Source organism: Fictibacillus sp. 26RED30 (assembly GCF_015903845.1).
In the GTDB taxonomy this organism is placed as follows: Bacteria; Bacillota; Bacilli; order Bacillales; family Fictibacillaceae; genus Fictibacillus; species Fictibacillus phosphorivorans.
On sequence record NZ_JACZDV010000001.1, the window covers coordinates 238,983 to 261,188 of the forward strand.

Annotated in this window: 22 protein-coding genes; 17 read left to right on the plus strand and 5 right to left on the minus strand. The window is 38.9% G+C overall.

Annotation, left to right across the window (positions count from 1 at the left end):
* Positions 1-14: 14 nt before the first annotated feature.
* Positions 15-1,580 (plus strand): flotillin family protein, encoded by a 1,566-nt coding sequence (locus IHV11_RS01130; RefSeq protein WP_197129465.1) that lies wholly within the window; start codon positions 15-17, stop codon positions 1,578-1,580.
* Positions 1,581-1,718: 138 nt separating this feature from the next.
* Here the strand turns inward: IHV11_RS01130 and IHV11_RS01135 are convergent, their stop codons facing one another.
* Positions 1,719-2,030 carry an MTH1187 family thiamine-binding protein gene (locus IHV11_RS01135; protein ID WP_197193499.1) on the minus strand — a complete coding sequence of 104 codons (312 nt, stop codon included), beginning with the start codon at positions 2,028-2,030 and terminating at the stop codon, positions 1,719-1,721.
* Between the two features lie 72 nt (positions 2,031-2,102).
* Between IHV11_RS01135 and IHV11_RS01140 the strand changes: the two genes are divergently transcribed.
* From IHV11_RS01140 to brnQ, 6 genes are all read left to right on the plus strand, one after another.
* Positions 2,103-2,522, plus strand: coding sequence for a GNAT family N-acetyltransferase (locus IHV11_RS01140; RefSeq protein WP_197193500.1), 420 nt, complete (start codon positions 2,103-2,105; stop codon positions 2,520-2,522).
* Positions 2,523-2,574: 52 nt separating this feature from the next.
* On the plus strand, positions 2,575-3,489 hold the full coding sequence (locus tag IHV11_RS01145; protein ID WP_197193501.1) for a Nif3-like dinuclear metal center hexameric protein: 915 nt from the start codon (positions 2,575-2,577) through the stop codon (positions 3,487-3,489).
* A 30-nt stretch (positions 3,490-3,519) separates the two neighbouring features.
* A complete protein-coding gene (locus IHV11_RS01150; protein ID WP_197193502.1) occupies positions 3,520-4,053 on the plus strand; it encodes a GNAT family N-acetyltransferase in 534 nt (177 codons plus the stop codon).
* A 111-nt stretch (positions 4,054-4,164) separates the two neighbouring features.
* A complete protein-coding gene (locus IHV11_RS01155; RefSeq protein WP_197193503.1) occupies positions 4,165-4,779 on the plus strand; it encodes a DedA family protein in 615 nt (204 codons plus the stop codon).
* A 127-nt stretch (positions 4,780-4,906) separates the two neighbouring features.
* Positions 4,907-5,449, plus strand: coding sequence for a YhcN/YlaJ family sporulation lipoprotein (locus tag IHV11_RS01160; protein ID WP_197193504.1), 543 nt, complete (start codon positions 4,907-4,909; stop codon positions 5,447-5,449).
* Between the two features lie 193 nt (positions 5,450-5,642).
* Complete coding sequence (brnQ, locus tag IHV11_RS01165; protein ID WP_197193505.1) at positions 5,643-6,956, plus strand: branched-chain amino acid transport system II carrier protein; 1,314 nt, start codon at positions 5,643-5,645, stop codon at positions 6,954-6,956.
* Between the two features lie 50 nt (positions 6,957-7,006).
* Here the strand turns inward: brnQ and IHV11_RS01170 are convergent, their stop codons facing one another.
* Both IHV11_RS01170 and IHV11_RS01175 read right to left on the minus strand, forming a co-directional pair.
* A complete protein-coding gene (locus IHV11_RS01170) occupies positions 7,007-8,464 on the minus strand; it encodes an NAD(P)/FAD-dependent oxidoreductase (RefSeq protein WP_197129489.1) in 1,458 nt (485 codons plus the stop codon).
* 544 nt (positions 8,465-9,008) lie between these two features.
* The gene (locus IHV11_RS01175) at positions 9,009-9,836 is read right to left on the minus strand and encodes a hypothetical protein (RefSeq protein WP_197193506.1); all 828 of its coding nucleotides are present in this window, start codon (positions 9,834-9,836) and stop codon (positions 9,009-9,011) included.
* A gap of 133 nt (positions 9,837-9,969) precedes the next feature.
* On the opposite strand from IHV11_RS01175, the gene IHV11_RS01180 reads away from it, so the two are divergent.
* From IHV11_RS01180 to IHV11_RS01195, 4 genes are all read left to right on the plus strand, one after another.
* Positions 9,970-10,827, plus strand: coding sequence for an ABC transporter permease subunit (locus tag IHV11_RS01180; protein ID WP_197193507.1), 858 nt, complete (start codon positions 9,970-9,972; stop codon positions 10,825-10,827).
* Positions 10,824-11,846: an ABC transporter permease gene (locus tag IHV11_RS01185; protein ID WP_197193508.1), complete on the plus strand. Its 1,023-nt coding sequence runs from the start codon at positions 10,824-10,826 to the stop codon at positions 11,844-11,846. The genes IHV11_RS01180 and IHV11_RS01185 overlap by 4 nt, the downstream gene beginning before the upstream one ends.
* Before the next feature lie 188 nt (positions 11,847-12,034).
* The gene (locus IHV11_RS01190) at positions 12,035-12,895 is read left to right on the plus strand and encodes an ABC transporter permease subunit (protein WP_197193509.1); all 861 of its coding nucleotides are present in this window, start codon (positions 12,035-12,037) and stop codon (positions 12,893-12,895) included.
* Between the two features lie 64 nt (positions 12,896-12,959).
* Positions 12,960-13,736 (plus strand): protein-glutamine gamma-glutamyltransferase, encoded by a 777-nt coding sequence (locus IHV11_RS01195; RefSeq protein ID WP_197129502.1) that lies wholly within the window; start codon positions 12,960-12,962, stop codon positions 13,734-13,736.
* Between the two features lie 63 nt (positions 13,737-13,799).
* Here IHV11_RS01195 and IHV11_RS01200 read toward each other — a convergent pair whose 3' ends face one another.
* Positions 13,800-15,125: a murein hydrolase activator EnvC family protein gene (locus tag IHV11_RS01200; protein WP_231620169.1), complete on the minus strand. Its 1,326-nt coding sequence runs from the start codon at positions 15,123-15,125 to the stop codon at positions 13,800-13,802.
* 373 nt (positions 15,126-15,498) lie between these two features.
* On the opposite strand from IHV11_RS01200, the gene IHV11_RS01205 reads away from it, so the two are divergent.
* From IHV11_RS01205 to IHV11_RS01215, 3 genes are all read left to right on the plus strand, one after another.
* Positions 15,499-16,053 carry a sigma-70 family RNA polymerase sigma factor gene (locus IHV11_RS01205; protein WP_231620170.1) on the plus strand — a complete coding sequence of 185 codons (555 nt, stop codon included), beginning with the start codon at positions 15,499-15,501 and terminating at the stop codon, positions 16,051-16,053.
* A gap of 4 nt (positions 16,054-16,057) precedes the next feature.
* Positions 16,058-16,717 (plus strand): hypothetical protein, encoded by a 660-nt coding sequence (locus IHV11_RS01210; protein WP_197193510.1) that lies wholly within the window; start codon positions 16,058-16,060, stop codon positions 16,715-16,717.
* Positions 16,718-16,788: 71 nt separating this feature from the next.
* The gene (locus IHV11_RS01215; protein ID WP_197193511.1) at positions 16,789-17,553 is read left to right on the plus strand and encodes a DUF4931 domain-containing protein; all 765 of its coding nucleotides are present in this window, start codon (positions 16,789-16,791) and stop codon (positions 17,551-17,553) included.
* 16 nt (positions 17,554-17,569) lie between these two features.
* On the opposite strand, the gene IHV11_RS01220 is transcribed toward IHV11_RS01215, so the two are convergent.
* Positions 17,570-19,207, minus strand: a complete 1,638-nt coding sequence (locus IHV11_RS01220; protein WP_197193512.1) for a M20/M25/M40 family metallo-hydrolase — start codon at positions 19,205-19,207, stop codon at positions 17,570-17,572.
* 158 nt (positions 19,208-19,365) lie between these two features.
* Here IHV11_RS01220 and IHV11_RS01225 point away from each other — a divergent pair, with 158 nt between their 5' ends.
* The 3 genes from IHV11_RS01225 (at position 19,366) to IHV11_RS01235 (ending at position 22,176) form a co-directional block, all read left to right on the plus strand.
* Complete coding sequence (locus IHV11_RS01225) at positions 19,366-20,070, plus strand: ABC transporter ATP-binding protein (protein ID WP_197193513.1); 705 nt, start codon at positions 19,366-19,368, stop codon at positions 20,068-20,070.
* Positions 20,054-21,367, plus strand: a complete 1,314-nt coding sequence (locus IHV11_RS01230) for an ABC transporter permease (RefSeq protein ID WP_197193514.1) — start codon at positions 20,054-20,056, stop codon at positions 21,365-21,367. The genes IHV11_RS01225 and IHV11_RS01230 overlap by 17 nt, the downstream gene beginning before the upstream one ends.
* Before the next feature lie 122 nt (positions 21,368-21,489).
* Complete coding sequence (locus tag IHV11_RS01235) at positions 21,490-22,176, plus strand: peptidase E (RefSeq protein WP_197194893.1); 687 nt, start codon at positions 21,490-21,492, stop codon at positions 22,174-22,176.
* The last annotated feature ends 30 nt before the right edge of the window (positions 22,177-22,206 follow it).

Consider the following 22,206-nt stretch of genomic DNA (forward strand, 5'->3'; position numbering starts at 1 on the left):
CTGGAGGGGTTATTTTGAGTTTTTCACCGTTGTTTATCGTTATCGGGGTTGCCGTATTCTTAGTCGTTGCTCTTATTAGTGTTTTTATTACAAAGTATAGAACGGCGAGCCCAGATGAAGCATTGATCGTAACGGGAAGCTTCTTAGGAAGCAAGAACGTGAATATCGATGAAGCAGGCAATCGTATCAAGATCGTTCGTGGAGGCGGTACGTTCGTACTTCCTGTTTTCCAACAAGCAAAGCCGCTTAGTTTGTTAACGAGTAAGTTAGATGTACAAACACCAGAAGTATATACAGAGCAAGGTGTTCCCGTTATGGCTGACGGAACAGCGATCATTAAAGTAGGAAGCTCAATCGGTGAGATCGCGACTGCTGCTGAGCAGTTCTTAGGAAAGTTGAAGGAAGATCGTGAAAATGAAGCACGTGAAGTCCTTGAAGGTCATTTACGTTCTATCTTAGGATCGATGACGGTTGAAGAGATCTATAAGAATCGTGAAAAATTCTCGCAGGAAGTTCAACGTGTAGCTTCTCAAGATCTAGCTAAAATGGGATTGATCATCGTATCGTTTACGATCAAAGATCTTCGTGATAAGAATGGATACCTAGATTCTCTTGGTAAGCCTCGTATTGCACAGATTAAGCGCGACGCTGACATGGCGATGGCAGAAGCTGAAAAAGAAACGCGTATCAAACGTGCTGAAGCAGATAAAGAAGCAAAGCAGTCTGAGTTAGGCCGCGCGACAGAAGTAGCGGAAGCTGAAAAGATGAATCAGTTGAAAGTGGCTGAGTTCCGTCGTGAACAAGATGTGGCTAAAGCCCGTGCTGACCAGGCATATCACCTAGAAGAAGCGATCGCAAAACAGCAAGTAACAGAACAACAGATGCAGATTAAGATCATCGAGCGTCAAAAGCAGATCGAACTTGAAGAAAAAGAGATTCTTCGTCGTGAAAAGCAATACGACTCAGAAGTTAAGAAGAAAGCTGATGCAGACCGTTATGCAGTTGAACAAAACGCAGAAGCTGACAAACGCAAACAGGTTGCTGAGGCAGATGCTCATAAGTATCGTGTTGAAGCCATGGCAAAAGCCGAAGCTGAGAAAGTACGCCTTGACGGACTTTCAAGAGCAGAAGCGGAACGTGCAAAAGGGGAGTCCGAAGCAGATGTTATCCGTCTGAAAGGTCTTGCTGAAGCAGAAGCGAAACAGAAGATCGCAGAAGCGTTCGAGTTATATGGTCAGGCAGCGATGATGGATATGATGATAAAGATGCTTCCAGAATACGCGAAGCAAGTGGCAGCACCACTTTCTAACATCGATAAAATTACGGTCGTGGATACAGGCGGCGGTGAAAATGGTGGAGCAAACCGTATTACGGGTTACGCGACGAATTTAATGTCATCACTTCAAGAATCTTTAAAAGCATCTTCAGGCATTGATGTAAAAGAACTGCTAGAAAATTTCTCTGGAAAAGGGAACGTTCGCAATAGCATCGACGATCTTCGCATCGAATTTGCTAAAAAAGAGCCGAATGCAGTAGCAACAAAGGAAAAAGCAGAAGTAAAAGCATCAAAGGGCGAATAAATAAAGAAAAAGCTTACTCTGGATGGGGCGAAATAGCCCCTGTAAGAGTAAGCTTTTTGTAAATATATTTGCTAAGGAGACGTTGAGCGAAATTTATGCTCGTTCGCGGAGATTCCACATACCAGCCAGATTCAACGATTACTCCTTATTCATCTGAGCCTCGACAGCCTCAAGCTTTCCTGCCATCGTAGACTTTTTATCGCGGCGGTCATCGATGCGAATATTTGTGGCTACTCGCTGAATGCCATTTGAGAAAGGAACTTCATGAAGCTGCTGTATCACATGAAAGAGATCTGGAAGCTCGCCTTCAATCAATGTACTCATCGGAGTAAGCTGGTAATTTACTTTATCTTTATTTTGCTGAAGAACTTTTTGTATTTCAGCTACATATTCACTAACACTAGGAGTTTCAGTACCGATTGGAATGATCGTAATATCTACAATTGCCATAAATAAAACACCTCAACTTTTTACTTTATTGTAGCAAAACCAAACATAATGACAAACAAAAGGACGATAACTATGGAAATTCAGTATGCGAAGAAACACCAACTTCAAAAAATAATAGCATTAGATAAAAAAATAATAGGAAGTGATCATAGGAAAGAAGAGCTCGAACATGCGATAAAAGAGGAAAGATGTCTCATCCTCTATCAGGAGGATGAGATCGCTGCTTTTTTAATCTATCATACTCACTTCTTTGACTGCTGTTTTATATCGCTTATCATGGTTGATCCGGCTCATCAAAGAAAAGGATTGGCGAGTAGTTTGTTAACACACATGAGTAGGATCTCACCTACAAATAAGCTATTCTCATCCACAAATGAATCAAATGAATCTATGAAAAAGGTATTTATCAAGAACAATTTTAAGAAAAGCGGATATATCGATAACTTAGATGAAGGAGATCCAGAGATTATTTATTATAGAAATTGTTACTAAAAGTTTGGGCCGCTTTCAACAAGCATCCCTATAAAAGAAAGGAAGAAACAAGATGGTGGAACTAAAAAGAATAGATGAGGCGATCGATGAACTTTTTACATATAGAAATATTGGAACTGATCCAGCGTTCAGTAGGTTTATTCCGATGGTTTACGATCCGATCGATTTTGATTGGCGCAATGAGTTCCAACCTGAATTTACAGAACTGTTCAACGGACTCATGCTTAGAGGAGACGAAAAGGTAAATCGAGTATTTTTGGCTGTTTTCCCTACAGAAGAAATTTTAGAAAGATTCATTGCTGAAAGTCATCCAGGAGATCTGTTATTTATGCATCATCCCATTGTGATGGAATGCGGAGATCCAAAAGGGAAATGGGGAAGAGGCTTTATGCCGATACCTCCTCATTTTATCCAGCAGATGAAGAAAAGACGTTTATCGGTATTTACGCTTCATGTACCACTCGATTATTCAAGGGTAATCAGTACGAGTGATGCGTGGGGAGAAGCATTAAACGCAAAAGTGATTGGAGAACTATTGAAGGATGATAATGGAGCTTGTGGTATTCTTTGTGAAATAGCTCCTACTTCTACAGAGGACTTGATTCATCATTCAACCGAATTGTTCGGAATTCCTTATGCTGATGTGCATGGTCCTATTCATAAAAACATAACGAAGATCGCGATTGTTGCAGGATGCGGTGATAAAGTAGAAGCAATGATCGAGGCGGAAAAGATGGGCGCAGAAGCCTATTTGACAGGTGAGGTGCATTGCCACATCGATAATGAGTACGGTAAAAAGAAGTATGAACAGATGAAAAGCTATATTGCTCAAAGTACAATGAGCTTAATCGGCGTATCGCATGCTGCTTCCGAATATTTAGTTCATGCTACACAGTTGAAATCTTGGTTTGAAGAGCAGTTTCAATTGCGTGTAACGCTATTACCTCAAAGTAAATGGTGGGTATGATCACAACAAAAAAAGAGGTGGGAAGAAGACATGAACATTCGGCGAGCGAAAATAACAGATGCAGCAGAAATTGCGAAAGTACACGTGAAAAGCTGGCAGCAATCGTATAAAGGTCTAGTAGATGACGATTATCTATCACAGATGTCAGTTACGGAAAGAGAACAAAGATGGAGTAAATGGTTGGTCCAGAAATCGCACATTGTTCTTGTTTTAGAAGATGAGAATCATCATTTATGTGGCTTTATTTCTGGAGGTTCGATCAGGTCACAACATCAATATGAGAGTGAGATATATGCTTTTTACTTAGAAAAAACAGTGCAACAAAAAGGACATGGAACAAGAATGCTTAAAGCGTTCTGTAAAGAACTAACATCTATAGGGAAAAAAAGCATGATCGTGTGGGTATTGAAAGAAAATCCATCCAAACAAGCATATATTTCAACAGGTGGGAAAAAGATAGATGAAGAACAGATAACAATAGGAAAGCAGCACTTGTTTGAAGAATGCTTTGCATGGGATGACATAACGTATATACTGACTACTAGTACCGAACAAACGACTTAAATACATAGAAAAAATACCACTGCGTTTTACTGAAATGCATTTTCCTCTTTCCAAATTACCCAATTTATCGTTACAATGGTAGAAGGTGTAAAAAAAGAAGTTGGTGACGTCATGGAATTTGACTTAATAAATATCATACATCAATATAGCTATTTTGGTATTTTTCTACTATTGGCATTAGGTATTATCGGCTTACCTATCCCGGATGAGATCCTTTTGGCCACTGTAGGATACTTCATTTTTGCAGGAGATCTTCCTGCTTTACCTGCTGTAATGAGTGCGTTTTTAGGAGCGATAGCAGGTATTACGGGTAGCTATTATTTTGGAAACATCTGTGGTAAACCTCTGTTAAAAAAGTTAGGCCCAAAATTTGGGGTATCTGAAGAAAAGATAGATAAGACACAAAATTTCTTTTTGAAGTACGGAAAATCAGCTTTGTTTTTCGGTTACTTTATGCCAGGAATCAGACACCTGACTGCTTACTTCGCTGGAATGTATTCTTTAAATTGGAGACAATTCGCACTTTACGCTTATAGTGGTGCTTTGTTCTGGTGTTCCTTCTTTATCGTGATCGGCTATCAATTGGCAGGTCGATGGGCTCTAGTCATGGAAGTAATCCATAAAGTAGGTCTGTTTGCTTTTACAATAGTAATCCTTAGTGTTGTTGCTTGGTTCATCTTTAAGCCGAAAAACAAAGGTTCCTATTCAAATGGATGGTTTAAATAATAATGTCTTCCAATACTGGAAGGCTTTTTTTATGTCTTTTAACAAAAATCATTGCTATGTATATTTTCTCTTCAACAAACAAATTTTATTAGATGACAGTCAAAAATTTTTAAAGGAGTGTCATTTAATGAAAAAGACTATTCTCGTTACTTCAATGGCCGTGATGCTATCATCGTTTCTAGGGGCTTGTGGAATGAACAACAACGACAAGGACATGGGAAAAGAAGCGCGTAACAACATGACTGAAGTGAACTACGACAACCGTGCTGACCGAAATATGGATAACATGAACAACAACATGGATATGGGTATGGATAATCAGTACGACGAAAACACGCGTATGGATGTAGCAGATAAAGCAGCGAACAAAGTAACAGATCTTAAAGAAGTAGACGATGCGACCGTTATCGTTACAGAGAACAATGCTTATGTAGCTGCAAAGCTTAAAGGCGGCGAGAGCATGAAGCTTTCGAGAGAGACAGAAAAGAAAATCGGCGATACCGTTCGTAAAACAGATCCTGATATAAATGATGTCTTTGTTTCAACGAACCCTGACTTCATCGATCGTATGAACGGATATGCAGACGAGATCAACAAAGGAAACCCTGTTTCAGGTTTTGTAAAAGAGTTTAACGATACGATCAAGCGTGTGTTCCCAACCAATCGTTAAATGAGTAAAAGGGCTGAGTATGTCTCAGTCCTTTACTTACGAAAACATTTGTTAGAAAATTCATTATATCTGAATATTGACTCCAATCTCATATCGTGTTACAAATACATATGGATAAAAAAATATTTCGACAAAATTCGATAATTACAATAAAAACGAAATCATATAGATGACCACGGAGGAGGAATTTAATATGCAGAAGCGGACGCTCTCGGTGGGCTTAATGTTATTTGCTTTATTTTTTGGAGCAGGAAATTTAATTTTTCCGCCAGCATTGGGTCAGTCAGCAGGGGAAATGGTCTGGCAGTCCATGGTTGGCTTTTTCATAACAGGAGTTGGATTACCTTTATTGGGTGTAATCGCACTAGCACGTACGGGTGGTGGCCTACAAACCTTAACGGAACGAGTTAATCCGTTATTCGGTTCTGTTTTCGCAATCATACTTTATTTAGCCATAGGGCCTTTCTTTGGAATCCCTAGAACTGGAACTGTTTCTTATGAGATGGCAGTCGTTCCTTTCTTACCAGAAAGTATGAACAATGGTCTGACGCTTTTCTTGTTTACAGTTGTATTCTTTGCCGTAACGTATTGGCTTTCGTTAAATCCATCAAAACTTGTAGACCGAATCGGTAATATCTTAACGCCAGTATTATTGCTCATTATCGTATCTCTTTTAGTTAAGGCGATCATTACTCCGGTTGGAAAACTAGGTACTGCATCTCCTAATTATGCAAGTAATCCTTTAATTAAAGGGTTTATGGATGGATATTTGACGATGGATACACTAGGCGCACTTGCGTTTGGTATCGTAGTCATCACAGCAGTGAAACGACCAGAGATGAAAAAAGAACAAGTAACCAAGATGGTTATCAAGGCAGGACTGATCGCAGCTACTTGTTTGGCCGCAGTTTATGGTATTTTAGCTTATTTAGGGGCAACAAGTCAGTCACTAGGCCAAACGGATAATGGCGGTCAGATCCTTACAAATGTTGTAGCAGAACTTTTTGGACCGTTTGGAAACGTACTCCTTGGTCTAGCTGTAGCATTAGCTTGTCTTACAACTTCAGTAGGTCTTGTAACTGCTTGTGGAGAATTTGCAAAAAAAATGTTCCCGAATGTTTCCTATAAAACAGTTGTACTTCTTATGAGTGTTTTCAGTGCTGGTATTGCAAACCTAGGATTAACACAGTTAATCTCAGTTTCTGTACCTGTTTTAACAGCGATCTATCCAATTGCGATTGTTTTGATCCTGCTTTCTTTCCTACATGATTTATTCTCTGGGAGAAAAGAAGTATATATCGGTGGAATCATAGCAACTGCACTTGTCTCAATAGCAGATGGATTAAAAGCTTTTGGACTTAAACTGGGTGCGATCGAACAAATTTATTTGCATATCCCTCTTTATGCAGATGGAATCGGGTGGCTGCTCCCTGCTATCATAGGATCAGTTGTAGGTTTTATCATTGCCGTAATAAGAGGTAGAATCGTCATCTTCTCTACAAATTAAGAAAAAGCGAATGCCTTAGGATCAGATCCTAAGGCATTTTTTTATGTTATTTAAACCAACGCTGGTGTTTTTTCTTTTATCTTAGCTGCAACGTTTTGAGCGATCCATACGCCACATGCGCTTGCTTGGGCTAGACCACGCGTGATTCCAGCACCATCTCCACCAACATAGAGGCCGTTGATCTCTGACTCGAACTTATCATCAAGCTTTGGACGTGCAGAATAGAACTTAGCTTCTACACCATAGAACAATGTGTGTTCTGATGCGATACCTGGTGTTACTTTATCTAATGCCTCAGTCATTTCAATCAAACTTTTCATCGTGTTATAAGGAAGCACAAGCCCTAGGTCGCCAGGTACAGCTTCTTTTAATGTTGGAGAAAGGAAGCCTTCTTTAATTCTCTTATCCGTTGATCGACGTCCTTTTAAGATATCACCATACTTCTGAACGACAAGGCCACCCATAGAAAGCTGATTGGCAAGTCTTGAAACCTCATGAGCGTATTCTGTAGGCTGATCAAACGGTTCAGCGAATTGATGTGATACAAGCAGTGCAAAATTTGTGTTCTCACTGCCTAGCTTAGGATCTTTATAGGCGTGTCCGTTCGCAAGCATGATACCAGAATGGTTCTCTACGACAACATGTCCAGAAGGGTTGGAACAAAACGTTCTTACTTTTGTGCCGACAGATGTATTAAATACAAATTTACCTTCATAAAGATGCTTGTTGATCTCTTCCATCACTAAGTTAGAAGTTTCAACACGAACGCCAATGTCGACTTGGTTAGCTGTCATTTTTATACGTCTTTTTTTAAGAATTTTCGTTAGCCATGTTGAACCATCGCGACCGGGAACAATAACAACTTTTTCTGATGTAAGAGATGTTCCGTCTTTTAGAAGGATTCCTTTTGCTACATATCCTTCAGCCGTTCGTTCGGTAATGAGATCTTCAACCTCAGCTTTATATTTCATCTCAATGCGTGTTTTTAAGTATTCATAGATGCTTTTCAGTATTTCAAGGTTTTGTTCTGTACCAAGATGACGAACTTGAGCTCTTAGAAGCTTCAAACCAGCTGCATAACCGCGCTTTTCAATATCCTTGACTTCTGGTGTAAGAGGGTCTGTGATTGAATCAGTGGCTCCGTGCTCTAAGTTGATCTCATCTACATATTTAATAAGTTCAACCACTTGTTCTTCCGATAGGTAATCTGTCATCCATCCTCCGAATTCGCTCGTAATATTGAACTTTCCATCCGAATAAGCTCCTGCTCCGCCAAAACCATTTGTGATCGAACAAGCTGGTAAACAACCGGCAAATTCTTTTCTGCCTGCTGCAGGCGGACATTTTTGAATTTTCTTCTCTAAAATCGGGCACGAACGTGCATAGATGTCATGTCCCTTATCTATTAACAAAATCTTTGCATCTGGAAGCTGTCTTGTTAGTTCGTAGCTCGTAAAAATTCCTGCAGGACCTGCGCCAACAACGATTACATCATAATGGGTATTCATAATAATCCCCCTTGAAATACTTGGTAGTTTTTCTAGAATTGTTTTTTCCCTTGGTAAATATAACAATTATTAAGGTGGATTTCAACTAAAATACGAACAATTTAATAAAAAAATATATTTTTATTCGTGTTTTAGATTGAGAAGGTGATTGATATGAGGATTGACAGTAAATCAGGAAATAAGATTACAATGTAAAACAGGTAAGAGTAACCGATTTTCAAATCTTCTAAAAGATTGTTGCTTTAATATCTTTTGTCTACCTCTTTGACTGTTGATTGGAGTGGAAGGTGCGTGCCTACTACATGAGATATTTCTTGCAAGGCATGCGACGAGGAAGCTTACTACGAAGCATCACTTGTAGACGCAGGAGCAAGTAACTTCTTAAGACTGGCTTGTGAGACACTTAAAAGTGAAACGTCCAAATGTGGTGGCTCACCGCCTGCCCCGCGGAAAGCGAGCAGCCTGGAATGGAAATCAAAACTCAAAAGCAACAAAGTTTACGAAAACAGCCCAAAAAAACCTAAAGAAAAAGCTTCTTCAGGTTTTAGAATCTGATCTTCATGATCTTCCAGCCGTCTGTCATTGATTTTCTTTCCATTAAAAACGTAAAAGTATCCGTTTGTAATCCGTTATCATCGTACTTTTTTACTCTAGCTCTTATTTCGGTTCGAACAACAGGAGGATACCTAGTACTTGGAGATCTGATCTCATATTGCATACTTGTGATTCCTTTGAACAGCTCTGTAACAGTTGCATCTTCTAACAAGGTCCTGTTTAGGACAGGCATAGCTAATTTGATGTCTTGCTGTTTCATTCCGACTAAAAACATAGAAACGGCTTGTTTCGCACTTGCTCCAGCTGCGTATTTAGAAAGTTGTCCGCCAGCTTTTAAGATCATAAATTGATGAGAAGGATCAATATTGCGTGATCGGTGTGTTGAACTACCTAAAAAATGTATACAAAAATGGCCAGGAAATCCGTTTTCTAATGCACCTGCTCCATGAGGCATTCCATGCATGCTGCCTGCGAGCATCCTGCCTTTTACGGGAATAAGTATAGCTCGTCGATTCCAGCTCCATTTATCGTTATATAGATGCTTTAAAACAGCTGTATCATCGCGGGTCAACGGCTGTACATCGGCATGCTTATTGCCAGCCCTTCTTTGTACTTGAAAATAAAAGCCGGTCTCTAGATCTACGACTTTAAATGTAGCACCTTTAGGAAGGAGTTTGTTTACTTTCTCCCATTCTACAACCTCCCCCTTTTTTACGATTGGGAAATAAGTTAGGGGTTCTTTTGCTTCAGAGGTGAGGGGAGAGAAGAAGCTTAAACAAGCAGTTAATAGAACTCCAGTCATGATCTTATTCCACATAGTCAGTCCTCAATTCCGTATGATTTTCTCTTCCTTAATATGGATCGTTTTGTCCTTTTTATCCTCCAAAAGTAAAAGAGTGAATGAAAATATTGGCTTCAAACGTCTAAAAGGTAGAGGAAGGGGGAGCGTTATGAAGATTATTAAGAAACTGTTGATGCAACTGATTTTAACGATCGTTTCCATTATTTTAATCAGTGGACTACCAGAATTAATCATGAACAAGAATGTAAGTATATATTTCAATAAGATCAAGGATGTTTGTAGAGATATCTTTCAATTGAATCAGATGACTTACTTCAACCAAGGCAAGCCGAGGTTATTTTTAGATGATATATGGTCGCCATATATTTATTCACTTTCCATTCTTTTTGGGGCATTGTTGATTGCTTTTTGTATGGCGCAACTGCTCACGTGGGTTACGTTAATGCTGCCAATGTTCATAAGGGGAGCTATTAAAAATCTACTTACCTTTTTAGAGTCCTTGCCAGATCTGCTTGTTTTTGCCCTCGTACAGATGGGGATTGTTCTTATTTATAAGAAGACAGGAGTACTTGTATCGAATGTGGCTTCGATGGGAGCGGAAGAGAGGATCTTTATCGTACCTATTGTTTGCTTGATGATTCTGCCCTTTGTTTACTTTTATAAGATGATGATACTTCTTGCTGAAGAAGAGCTTAGCAAACAGTATGTTGAGATGAGTTTAGCAAAAGGTATGAGACGGATATACGTACTTGTCGTACATGTCACGAGAAATACAAGTGAAGGTATCTTCCATTTTTCAAAATCAGTCTTATGGTTTATGATCTCTAACTTGCTTCTTGTTGAGATAATCTTTAATATCCATGGAATCACTCATTACATGTATAGCGATTTTAGACCAGAAATGCTTGCTGCTTGTCTCATACTTCTCGTCATTCCATTTTTTCTTTTGTATGCTCTTTTCGAATGGGTCATTGTTCATTTTACGAAGAGAGGAGAATGGGTATGATTCGGAGCGTGAAATTTTGGATAGGTTTTTTCATTCTAATCGTATTTATCATCTCTAGCTTAGGTTTCGAATTGTTTTATGATAGCAAAGTTCGTCAAGTTCAGCTGCTTTATGATGATCAGAAAAACCTGATAGGTGGTGCACCTTTTGACCCTTCGCTCATGTTTCCTCTTGGTACAGATCCACTTGGATATGACATCAGCCATAAAGTGCTCCAAGGTGCAAAATTCACCTTAATTGCCGTTATAGCAATCGGTGTTTTTCGTGTTCTTTTCAGTTTTATCGTGGCTATTCCTTTTGCATTCTATCTACCAGATAACATCCGAAAAGGTTTAGATCAGCTACTTAGTTCGTTCTACTTTATTCCACTTACGATCGTAGCAGTTTTTATACTAGGGCCAATTTTAAGGGAACAGCTGAATGCTCAAGGAGAAGAATTCTTCCTTTATTCATTTTTTGCAAGGGTAAGCCTTGAAGTTATTATTTTGACGGTGCTCGTAGTACCCCTGCTAGGCTCGATGATCGGAAATATGATGGCCTCAATATTGAAAGAAGACTTTATTGAAAGTGCGCAACTGTTAGGTGCATCTAAGTGGCGTGTTTTTAAGAAACATGTTATTCCTCACATGTTACCAAAGCTTGTAATTGTTTGGTGTCAGCAGTGTGTGCAAGTGTTGATAATTTTTACGCATCTTGGATATTTAAAGTTGTTTTTTGGAGGGACGGATATTGATTTTAATCCGATGATGGCGGATCCGCCAAAATCAATGTCAAATGAGTGGTCAGGTCTTGTTGGTGATTATTACACCCAGATTCATGCCAATCCTTACATCGCACTCGGTCCGATCATCATGTTCGGAATCGCCATCTATGCTTTTCAGCTGATTGGTGAAGGTTTTCAGCAGCACATTCAAACAAGGCATGTTAAAAAGAAGAAAGACGTTCGTTTGAATAAGGAGCGAGAAATGAAAATTGAACAAAAATCATCTTTTGATTTTATAGAGAAAAGAGGAGCTTAATTTAATTAAAGGAGGATATACCAATCATAAAAAGTTATAAATTTTGGATAGGATTTATTATCATTTTTGGACTTATCCTATCAAGCATTGTCTTTGAACTGAGTTTTGATAGTAAGATTCGTCAAGTACAGGCTATATATGATGAGAATGGGTATCCGATCAATGCAGCTCCTTATGAACCATCTTTGATGTTTCCGTTTGGGACGGATGCATTAGGCTATGACACAGGTATGAAAATACTTGAAGGAGCGAAGTTCACATTGCTTAGTGTTCTTGTGATCGCCTTTCTCAGGATCTTATTTAGTTTTGTTCTCGCTATTCCTTTAGCTTTTTTCGTACCAGATCGAATAAGGAGGATACTTGACCAATTATTAAGTTCATTCTACTTTATTCCTTTAACCATAATTGCTGTTTTTCTCTTAACACCTGTATTATGGGAACAATTAAGGATGCCGGGCTGGGAAGAATATTTTATTTACACTTTCAATCAGCGAATTTGGCTTGAGGTTTTTATCTTAACAATCCTCGTGATACCACTGTTAGGTTCAACCATTGGAAATATTCTTGCACTTATTCTGAAAGAAGATTTTATTGTAGGCGCTCATATCTTAGGAGCTAGCAAGTGGAGAATTTTCATAAAGCATGTAATCCCACATTTGCTGCCCAAGTTGGTGATCGTGTGGTGTCAACAATGTGTTCAATTATTGATTATATTCATGCATCTAGGTTATTTTAAACTCTTCTTTGGGGGAACTGATGTAGATTATAACCCGTTAATACCTGATCCGCCAGTGTCTTTGTCAAATGAATGGTCAGGACTTATAGGAGATTATTATAATCTAATTACTGTAAATCCTTCTATCGCACTCGGTCCGATCATCATGTTCGGAATCGCTATCTACGCCTTTCAGCTAATAGGTGAAGGCTTTCAGCATCACCTGCAAACGAGGCATTATAAAAGGACGAACCGTAATCGCGTGCTTGAAAAACAAATTCTCGGGAGTAAAACGAAATCATCTTTTGATTTCGTTCACAAGAGAGGCGCTTAAAAATACACCACTTTTCTCTTCTCACCATACTATGTAATATCCTGTGCAGACAGGGGGGAGAGAAATGATTTTTGTTAATGGGTATCCGGTAAAAACGGCTCAAATCTCGGGTTTTAATTCGCTTACACAAACACAGAAACTGGTAGGCGAAAAGCTTGAAAAATCCAGAGAATCATTTTATTACACAAGTCCACATCAGTTTTTATTTGAAGTGGTCATGCGTACAAATATTGTAGCAGCAGCAAACGCTATGCGTGATAGCGGAGCAGGATTTGCGACGTTCGTGAATTCACGCTGCAATCCGCAATATTGGAGAAGAACAGCTTATGGCGGTTTTTTGCTTCGATCCGATGCCCGTCCTTCTGACGCCATTTCAGATATTTTTATCAATGGAAAACGGTACGGGTTCGAATGTACAACAGCTATCATGATCATGATGTACAAAGCGATTCTTGAAACAATTGGAGCGGGTATGTTTGATCAATTGTTTAACGGGTTGCTTCTCTACAGCACGGAACATGATGAGGATCTACAGATTATTGCAGTGCCATCTGGGGATTCGTTGCCAGGTGATGTGAGATATGTTAAAAATCCAGAACATCATCCTAATACGCCTCAGTGGCAAGGTGAAAACCTGATCGACCTTGGAAACGGACAATTTTTCGGTCACGGCATCGGAACAGGAACAATTGGAGAGGTTATTGATGTGCTTAATCAAAAAAGAATGCCTGGTGCAACGGTTTCGGCTTTTCTAACAGCGGAGATCATAAGGCCAAACTATCGACTCATGTCGGAATACACACGTCATCCAATCCGAAGATTGCTTGGTGGAGTCATATAAAATGCCTAGACAAAAAGACGCAGAGAACTTTGATCTCTGCGTCTTTTATATATTTTTTATTAATTATTGAAGGTATGGTCTTGGATCAACTGCATTTGATTTTGAGCCGTTCCATGGGCCTTTGTGCAATTCAAAGTGCAAATGCTGTCCTCTAGAAGCGCCTGTGTTACCTTGATAGCCTAAGAATGTCCCTTGAGAGACAGACTGACCTTGGCTAACAGCAGGTGTAGATCTCATGTGTGCATATAGCGTTGTGTACAGTTGTCCGTTAATATAGTGCGTAATATACACAACGTTACCATAAGAGCTTGAATAGTAAGCTCTCGTAACCGTTCCAGATGCTGCTGCTACGATTGGAACAGTACTTCCGCCTTGAGCGATATCCATTCCGTAGTGCATGCCCGCGCTTCTGTTACCAAAGCCTGAAGTGATGAATCCTTGTGAAGGCATGATAAAGTCACGACTCACTGGTGCTGGAGCAGGTGTTGGTGCTGGCGGTGGAGTTGGTGCAGGTGAAGAACCTGAGCCTGAACCTGAACCTGAGTTAGATTTGTTTTTCTCTCTAGTCGCTGCTTCTTCACGAGCTTTTTCTGCCGCAGCTGCAGCCGCAGCTCTTGCTTCAGCTTCTCTTTTCTTGCGTTCAGCTTCTTCACGTTTCGCACGTTCAATTTCAGCTTTAATCGCTGCTTCTTGTGCGGAAAGAAGTTCGTTCGTCTCATCCAGCTGCATAATATGATCATGTAGATGGTCTTCTTCCGTCTCTAATTGAGCGAGAAGCGCATTCTTTTGTTTTTTCTGATCCGTTAGTTTTTGGTTCAATCCTTCAAGTTCGGTTAAATCTGAATTTAGAGACAAAAGTTCACTCTCAACCTGTCCTTTTTTCTTTTCAACAGACTCTTTATCTTGTTTATGCTCTTCTAAGATGGCTTTATCTTGTTCAGCAATCACGTTTAATGCAAACACGCGATCAAGGAAGTCGCCGAAATCTTTAGAACCTAATACCACATCTAAATAATTTACCGCACCGCCGCTTTCGTACATGGAAGTTACGCGTTCTTTTAGAAGTGCATCACGTTCTTTGATTCTCTTTTTAAGAACATCGATTTCTTTTTTTAGTTTTTCAATAGAAGCTTTCGTTTCTTGGATTGATTCTTTTTTGTTTCCAATATCTTTAAGAGTTTTGTCGATAGAACTCTCTAATTTTTGAATTTGATCTAACGTATGATCTTGCTGATTTTGATTTTTCTTTAATTCACCCTGCTTTTCCGTTTGCTCAGAGCGATTCTTTTCTTTTTTCTCTTTTATAGAAGACAGAGTTTCTGCCGATACCGTATATGTACTGAATACTAGACTGAGAGACAGTGTAGCCATAACTAGCTTACGTTTCAAGATGGGTACTCCTCCTTGTAAGTGCAAATGTTGCCAATTTCTTTACTGAAGTGATTATACCATTGATTAATCATCAGTTATTGCGAAATAATATTACATTTATATTTCAAAATATTACACATTGAAACATATTTCGACGGTAACTCTGTAGAGATTTGTCTGTATTAGGAAATTAAAAGGTAAAAACAGCGTGGTAATCGAATAAAAGAGTAGGTAAATAGAATGGAGTTTCATTACAAAGTTGAAAACAAAGTAAGTTTAATAGAATCTCATTCATTATATAATCGGCTAAATTTAAAAAAAGTTAAAAAACGAATAAAAATATCATGGTCAGTCGTCATATAGTTAGGGTGTTGTTAAAGGGGGGAAGTTCTTGACGATCAATCGGAGATTTAATAACGAAGGCATTGATTCTCATTCACTCAGCCAAGAAGAGTGGATTATACAGATAATGGATATATACCAAGACAAAGTGATAAGGCTAGCTTATACATATGTTAAGGATCGGAAATTGGCAGAGGACTTAGCACAAGAAGTATTTGTGAAATGTTATATACATAAAGACAACTTTAGAAATGATTCCTCTGTTAAAACTTGGGTATATGCCATCACTGTTAACTTGTGTAAAGATTATTTAAGAAGCGGTTGGAAGAAATACATTCATGTGATGGACCGGTTCGGAAAGTCGAGACCATCTTCAGTTTTAACACCAGAACTATCGATCGTCCAAAAAAGTGAACATGAGGCGTTAGCCGAACATATCCTAAATCTTCCTCTTAAATATCGAGAAGTAATCCTTCTTTTCTATTATAAAGAGCTAACCGTTTGCGAGATTAGTCAAATCTTAAATAAAAAAGAAACGACAATCAGAACATTACTTCAGCGCGGAAGAGAACTGTTGCGTCGAAAACTGGAGAAGAGTAGGTGAGATCATGGAAGATCCTTTCAAGCAGCTGCCTGAAATATTGAACAACGGCCGTATGAGAACAATAACGTTTAAAGAGGAACATAGACAGAAAGTCCTTCAGAGAACAAGGGATCTCCACAAGCCTCCTGCTCCTAAAAGCATGTGGTATCACTGGTTTCATCAAAGTTTAAGTCTTGCTCTTGGTGTAGCTTTCATCTTTATTTTTGTTCAATTTGCTGAGAGTGTTCCTTTACAGCTTCATGAGAAAAAAGAAGCTCAATCTATAGCGAAAATACCATATGCCAATCAAGCGATCTTAACAAAAGCTAGGCATGATATGCGAAACCATCACAAGATCTCAGATGTGATGGCTAATCAAAAGAAAGATAACCTTACCGTTTTTATTACGTTTCCGAAAAATCTATCACAAGAAAAACAAATTTTTCTTACCGAATCGTACCTAAAAGAGGTATCACATCTCACACTAAATGAACCTTACGAAGGGCAAAAGAATTTGGGAGAGCTATGGAACTATGTTAATGTAAAGATCTATACAACAACAGAATCTGAAGACGACATGTTAAGACAACTGATGCACGTTGACCAAAACTTTGAGTGGAAGGGTTCCATCAATAAGCATGATGGTATATTGAAATGGGAACGCATACCTGTATCTAATAATTAATCCACACTTAAAAAGGTTTTCATTAAAACAACTAGAAAATAGATAGGAAACAAGCAAAAGCGGTGAAAAGAATGAAAAAAACACACATTAATTTTTTTACAGAAGTAGGAGCTCAAAAGCCTAATAGTATTAGAAATAAAGAAACACCTTGTCCGTTTTGTCGTATTGATGAGTTAGAGGAAGTTTTGGATAAGCAAGATTCGATCATTCTTGTTAAAAATAAATATACCGTTCTCGATGGTGCCTTTCAAACTGTCTTGATTGAAACAGATGAATGTGAAGGAGAGCTCTCCAACTATTCTAAGGATCATCTATACAAAGTCCTTCGTTTTGGGCTTGAACATTGGGATCACATGTTAAACAGCGGCAAGTACAAGTCGGTGATGTTCTTTAAGAACCATGGTCCATTATCAGGTGGAACAATTCGCCATCCTCATATGCAGATCATAGGATTAAACGAGGTAGATTGTCTTCATGATTTTTCCGAAAACCAGTTTAAAGGATTGCCTATCCTAGAAAAAGATGGAGTAAGGTTTACCGTATCAACTGAACCGAGAGTTGGTTTTTATGAACTGAATGTCATTTGGGAAAAAGACGCTGAACTTTCTTTATTCGCGGACTGTATTCAAGCAGGTGCTCATTTTTTGCTGAATCATTTTCATAGAAGCTGTACAAGTTACAACCTTTTCTTTTATAAACATAACGAAAAGACATATTGCAAGATCATGCCTCGTTTTGTAACGTCACCACTTTATATGGGGTATGGTGTACAGCAAGTGGCGAATAATATAGAAGGAATTGCCCAAAGCATTAAAGATATCTACTTTAAAGCTTAAGAAAACCAGATCTTTCTCAGATCTGGTTTTTTGCTTGATTAAATAATGTTTCCATCGCAAAACTGATTAAAGGATGAGTTTCATCCATGACTTTGTTAATCTCGAGCCGTTCTGTCCACTGATGTGCATCCTTCCCAAGAGGACCAATGTTAATAACGGGAATATCAAGCTCTCTCATATCATCAAACGGAATATGATAACGAGATCCTAGTAATGGAAAGTTACTTGTGAAGGATGAAAGATCACGAGAATCTCCGTGAAACCCAATATAGCTCAAGTCCGATAAGCCGCTAAAATAGTGGACATTAACAAGCTCGCTGTTAAATGTGTTATTCGCATGATTGACTACCTCATCTGATGTAGCTTTAATGAGCGGGTGGTCGCTTGAACATACAGCGGGATAAAAAGGCGGTGTGTAGAACAAAACGATCATCGGAGAGATGTCTCTGCAAAGACTCGCTAGCTCAAAAACATATTGGATCGTCAGTTCTCTTTCATCCGCGTTCGGGTTGTTCGTCTGAAGCATGTTTTCTCTGCGATCAAGTTCTTCTTGTCCATATTTAGTTACGGCGTGTTCATATAGTTCATTGAAGGTAAGTACTTTAATACTCTCTTTTTTGGGAGTGAACGGTACGATCTCAGCGACATTTTTGCTTCTTTCAAAGAGCCGTTCTTCTAATTTAATCGCAGCGTTTTGTGCGCTTTTTATTAACATATCCGTAATATCTGAGAGTGATCGATTAAAGAGCATGAGATTAAACATGGTTACAGCTGCATGAGGAATCTGGACAGAGTAGTGATCTTTTAAATCTTTTTGAATCAAGTTCGTTGGGACAGGAGTAGCCTCTTCTCGAAACTTCTCTACATAATCGACGTTCCATTCTAATTCCCTCGTAATTTCAGCAGCCATCACATTTCCGTTCATACCTGCAAGTGGCTCACCTACATGAGTCTCCTTACCATAACAGAGAAAACCAGGTAGAATCTTCCCCGTTGATCCTGTATACATATAGGAAGTTGTGTCTCCTGGATATTTTGTGAAACTCGGTTCTCCGTTCAAACATGTGATGTACTTTATATCATATTCTTCTTGAAGCTGCCGTAAGACACTGACACCCGTAAGCATGCCTTGTGAGTGCACTTCTTCATCAGGAACAGAAATCATGAGTACGTTTCCTTTAAAATGGCCTGTTGTCGCTTTTTCGATCATGGACATATGAAGAGCGACGCCGGCTTTCATATCCATGATGCCGCGGCCGAAGAGCCATTCTCCACTATTCAGATCATCCTGAACAAAAGAATGGAGCAGGTCCTTATTTTCAATGATCTTTTCAGTCAGTTCTTCTGGCCGGAAAGCGAGATGCTTCCATTCACCAAAATCCTCAACCGAAACAACATCAAAATGACTGAGCAAAATAATGGTTTCTTTGATCGAAGGATCATTCTGTACAAATGCAGTGATCAGTTTTCGACCATCTGGAAGAGGATGATGGCGAACGTAATCAGGATGCTTCGTAAAATAATCTAATGATGAAAGCGTATGGTGAAGATGCTCGGCCATAAATAATTCTCCATCATGATGAGTAATGCTCGGAATAGAAACGAGATCTTTCAACAATTTCTTGTATCCCTCTTTTGTTTGCCACTTTAACATATGTGTACCTCCTAGATGTATGCCTTTGTTACCTATACTCTTCTTTCCCTTTAAATCCTTCTTTAAAAAGTTTCTTGGAATGTATTGACAGATAATAAAAGAAAATGGTATATGTGTATTATAACAAGTAGTACACTTAGGACAAAAGGGGTGTCAGCATGATTACTGTAAGTGATTTATCCTATGCTTATAAAATTGGAAAAAAAGAAAAAGAGAATATTGTACCTGTTCTTCATCATGTCGATCTACATGTAGCAGAAGGTGAAATCGTAGCGATCGTGGGAAGAAGCGGATCAGGAAAGTCGACGCTATTAAACTTGATTTCTGGTTTTATTCGGCCGCAAACAGGAGAGATTATTATCGATGGAAAAAAGGTTAGCGGATTTTCTGAATCGAAGTGGGCTGAATTTCGGTTAGAGCATCTAGGATTTATATTCCAAAGCTTTCAGCTGATTCCTAGTATGACAGCTTATGAAAATGTAGAGCTACCATTAGTACTCAAGGGAGTTAGCGAGAAAGATAGAGGAGAACAAACAATAAAGATGTTAAAGAGAGTCGGTCTAGAACAGTATCAAAGCCATTATCCAGGAGAGCTTTCGGGAGGTCAGCAACAGCGCGTCAGTATAGCCCGTGCACTAATCCTGAATCCGCCTCTTATCTTGGCAGATGAACCAACAGGAAGCCTTGATTCTGAGAATGAGAAAGAGCTATTAAACTTTATTCAAGAATTGAATGAAAAAGATGGTATTACGTTTTTAATCATTACACATGATCATGAAGTAGCTTCTATTGCTCATAGAAAAGTAGAGATCAGAGACGGTTACTTAAGAGAAGGGAGCAAGCTTCATGAAGTTCAAAGATAAACATCGATTTGTAAGAAGCAATATGAAAAGAAACAAGACCCGTGTATGGATGACAATCCTAGCATCTACGATGGGGTGTGCCTTTTTGATCATGCTCGCCTCAGTAGGATTTGCGATTCATAAGACTGCAGTTGATGATGTGATGAGTTATCGATTGATGAATGAGATTGAAATACAGAGTGAAAACGGTCCTTTGATTGAGGAAGACGTGAAAAAACTCCAAGATATTAAGAATGTTAAAGCGGTTAGTCGAAAGAAATATGTACCTGCGAACGAACTGTCACTTGGAGAATACACAGGGTATGCTGACGTAAGCAGCGCAAACATCCCTTCTGAGAGAAAAGCGGGATTGCAACTTGAAAAAGGAAGAATGCCTAAGAGTAAAAATGAGATCATCATCGGGTACCATTTTGCTCAAGAATTAAGAAAAGAGATGCCTGAAAACTTTACAGAAGGAATGAGTGAAGAAGAGGCACAAAAGAAGATGAAGAAATTAGCTTATGATGGAGATTTGTTAAATAAAACATTAACCTATCATATGAAGGTAGATGATCCGGAAATCAAAACAAAAACACAGATAAATACGGTACAAGTAAAAGTTGTAGGAATTAAAGAAAAACCAAAGAAGGAGTGGATGACAGACAGTTCGGTAATGATTACAGACGATCTTCATAATGAAGTTATGACTCTATTAAGTGAGATAGATCCTGAACTTAAGAACAGTGACGATTCTTATAGTTCTGTCAAAGTATATACGTCTTCAGCCGAAGATGTTAAAGCAGTGTCCGAAAAGATTAAAGGTAAAGGATATCTTACTTATTCAGTTGTCAGCGAACTAAAAGAACTGAACATCTATTTTACATTGTTTAAAGCGGGCTTGATTTTCATTGGTGGTATTGCCGTGCTCATTGCTTCTATTGGCATTTTTAATACGATGACGATGGCTGTTACGGAACGCTCCCAAGATATTGGAATCATGAAAGCGATCGGCGCTACACCAAAAACGATCAAGCGCATCTTCCTTTTAGAGAGTGGATACATCGGATTATGGGGAGTGGGCTTAGGAACCATTTTAGCGTATGTTATCAGCTATGGAGTCAATTTCGCTCTTCCTATCATCGTTGAACAGTTTATGAACGAAAAGCCACCTGAAGATTTTATTTTATCTTATATCCCTTGGAGTCTGACTGTAATCGCTGTTACGATCTGTATGAGCGTAACATTACTTTCTGGTTGGCGGCCAGCAGCCAAAGCTACCACAGTTGATGTATTAAAAGCATTAAGAAGAGATGTATAAAGAAGCATCAGCCGATGTTAAGAAATCGGCTGGTGTTTTATTTTTTCTTTGAAAGGATAACTCTGGATCAAAATCGAAAGAGGTATAACAGAGGAGTGAAGGAGAGTATGAAACAAAACATCATGAAACAAATTATTGCCATGGGTGGCGGAGGCTTTTCCATGGAACCTGAAAACAAAAGATTAGATAGGTATATTCTGAAGCAAAGTAGTGCTGGTCGACCACGGGTTTGTTTTATTCCTACAGCAAGTGGCGATGCGGATGGATATATTGAGCGATTTTATAAAGCTTTTCAATCAGAAGACTGTGAGCCTGCACATCTTTCACTCTTTTCACCACCCCAACATTTGGAGAGTTTTGTAGAGCAGCAAGATATTTTTTATGTAGGGGGAGGCAATACAAAAAATCTTCTAGCTTTATGGAGAGAATGGGGTCTAGATGTTCTTTTAAAGAAAGCTTATGAAGAAGGAAAAATATTAGCAGGACTAAGCGCTGGATCTCTATGCTGGTTTGAAGAAGGTGTAACAGATTCGTTCGGGCCATTAGCTAAGCTGGATTGTTTAGGCTTCATAGCAGGAAGTCATTGTCCTCACTATGATGGTGAAGCAAACCGAAGACCTGCTTATCATAAACTCGTAGCGAATGGACTGAAAGCGGGATATGCTGCAGATGATGGAGCGGGACTGCACTTTATTAATGGCGAACTGCAAACCGTTGTCAGTTCAAGGGAAAACGCGAAAGCCTATTTGGTAAAGTTTGATGGAGAGAACGTGCGCGAGCAGGAGATTGAGACACTTTTTTTAAAATAAAGGTTTAAAGTTCTGATGATTGGGCGGAAA

Excerpts from the sequence above, each read along its gene's own strand:
- IHV11_RS01135 (WP_197193499.1), bottom strand. The coding sequence starts at position 2,030 with ATGGCAATTGTAGATATTACGATCATTCCAATCGGTACTGAAACTCCT.
- IHV11_RS01140 (WP_197193500.1), top strand. The coding sequence starts at position 2,103 with ATGGAAATTCAGTATGCGAAGAAACACCAACTTCAAAAAATAATAGCA.
- IHV11_RS01145 (WP_197193501.1), top strand. The coding sequence starts at position 2,575 with ATGGTGGAACTAAAAAGAATAGATGAGGCGATCGATGAACTTTTTACA.
- IHV11_RS01150 (WP_197193502.1), top strand. The coding sequence starts at position 3,520 with ATGAACATTCGGCGAGCGAAAATAACAGATGCAGCAGAAATTGCGAAA.
- IHV11_RS01155 (WP_197193503.1), top strand. The coding sequence starts at position 4,165 with ATGGAATTTGACTTAATAAATATCATACATCAATATAGCTATTTTGGT.
- IHV11_RS01160 (WP_197193504.1), top strand. The coding sequence starts at position 4,907 with ATGAAAAAGACTATTCTCGTTACTTCAATGGCCGTGATGCTATCATCG.
- brnQ (WP_197193505.1), top strand. The coding sequence starts at position 5,643 with ATGCAGAAGCGGACGCTCTCGGTGGGCTTAATGTTATTTGCTTTATTT.
- IHV11_RS01170 (WP_197129489.1), bottom strand. The coding sequence starts at position 8,464 with ATGAATACCCATTATGATGTAATCGTTGTTGGCGCAGGTCCTGCAGGA.
- IHV11_RS01175 (WP_197193506.1), bottom strand. The coding sequence starts at position 9,836 with ATGTGGAATAAGATCATGACTGGAGTTCTATTAACTGCTTGTTTAAGC.
- IHV11_RS01180 (WP_197193507.1), top strand. The coding sequence starts at position 9,970 with ATGAAGATTATTAAGAAACTGTTGATGCAACTGATTTTAACGATCGTT.
- IHV11_RS01185 (WP_197193508.1), top strand. The coding sequence starts at position 10,824 with ATGATTCGGAGCGTGAAATTTTGGATAGGTTTTTTCATTCTAATCGTA.
- IHV11_RS01190 (WP_197193509.1), top strand. The coding sequence starts at position 12,035 with ATGTTTCCGTTTGGGACGGATGCATTAGGCTATGACACAGGTATGAAA.
- IHV11_RS01195 (WP_197129502.1), top strand. The coding sequence starts at position 12,960 with ATGATTTTTGTTAATGGGTATCCGGTAAAAACGGCTCAAATCTCGGGT.
- IHV11_RS01210 (WP_197193510.1), top strand. The coding sequence starts at position 16,058 with ATGGAAGATCCTTTCAAGCAGCTGCCTGAAATATTGAACAACGGCCGT.
- IHV11_RS01215 (WP_197193511.1), top strand. The coding sequence starts at position 16,789 with ATGAAAAAAACACACATTAATTTTTTTACAGAAGTAGGAGCTCAAAAG.
- IHV11_RS01220 (WP_197193512.1), bottom strand. The coding sequence starts at position 19,207 with ATGTTAAAGTGGCAAACAAAAGAGGGATACAAGAAATTGTTGAAAGAT.
- IHV11_RS01225 (WP_197193513.1), top strand. The coding sequence starts at position 19,366 with ATGATTACTGTAAGTGATTTATCCTATGCTTATAAAATTGGAAAAAAA.
- IHV11_RS01230 (WP_197193514.1), top strand. The coding sequence starts at position 20,054 with ATGAAGTTCAAAGATAAACATCGATTTGTAAGAAGCAATATGAAAAGA.
- IHV11_RS01235 (WP_197194893.1), top strand. The coding sequence starts at position 21,490 with ATGAAACAAATTATTGCCATGGGTGGCGGAGGCTTTTCCATGGAACCT.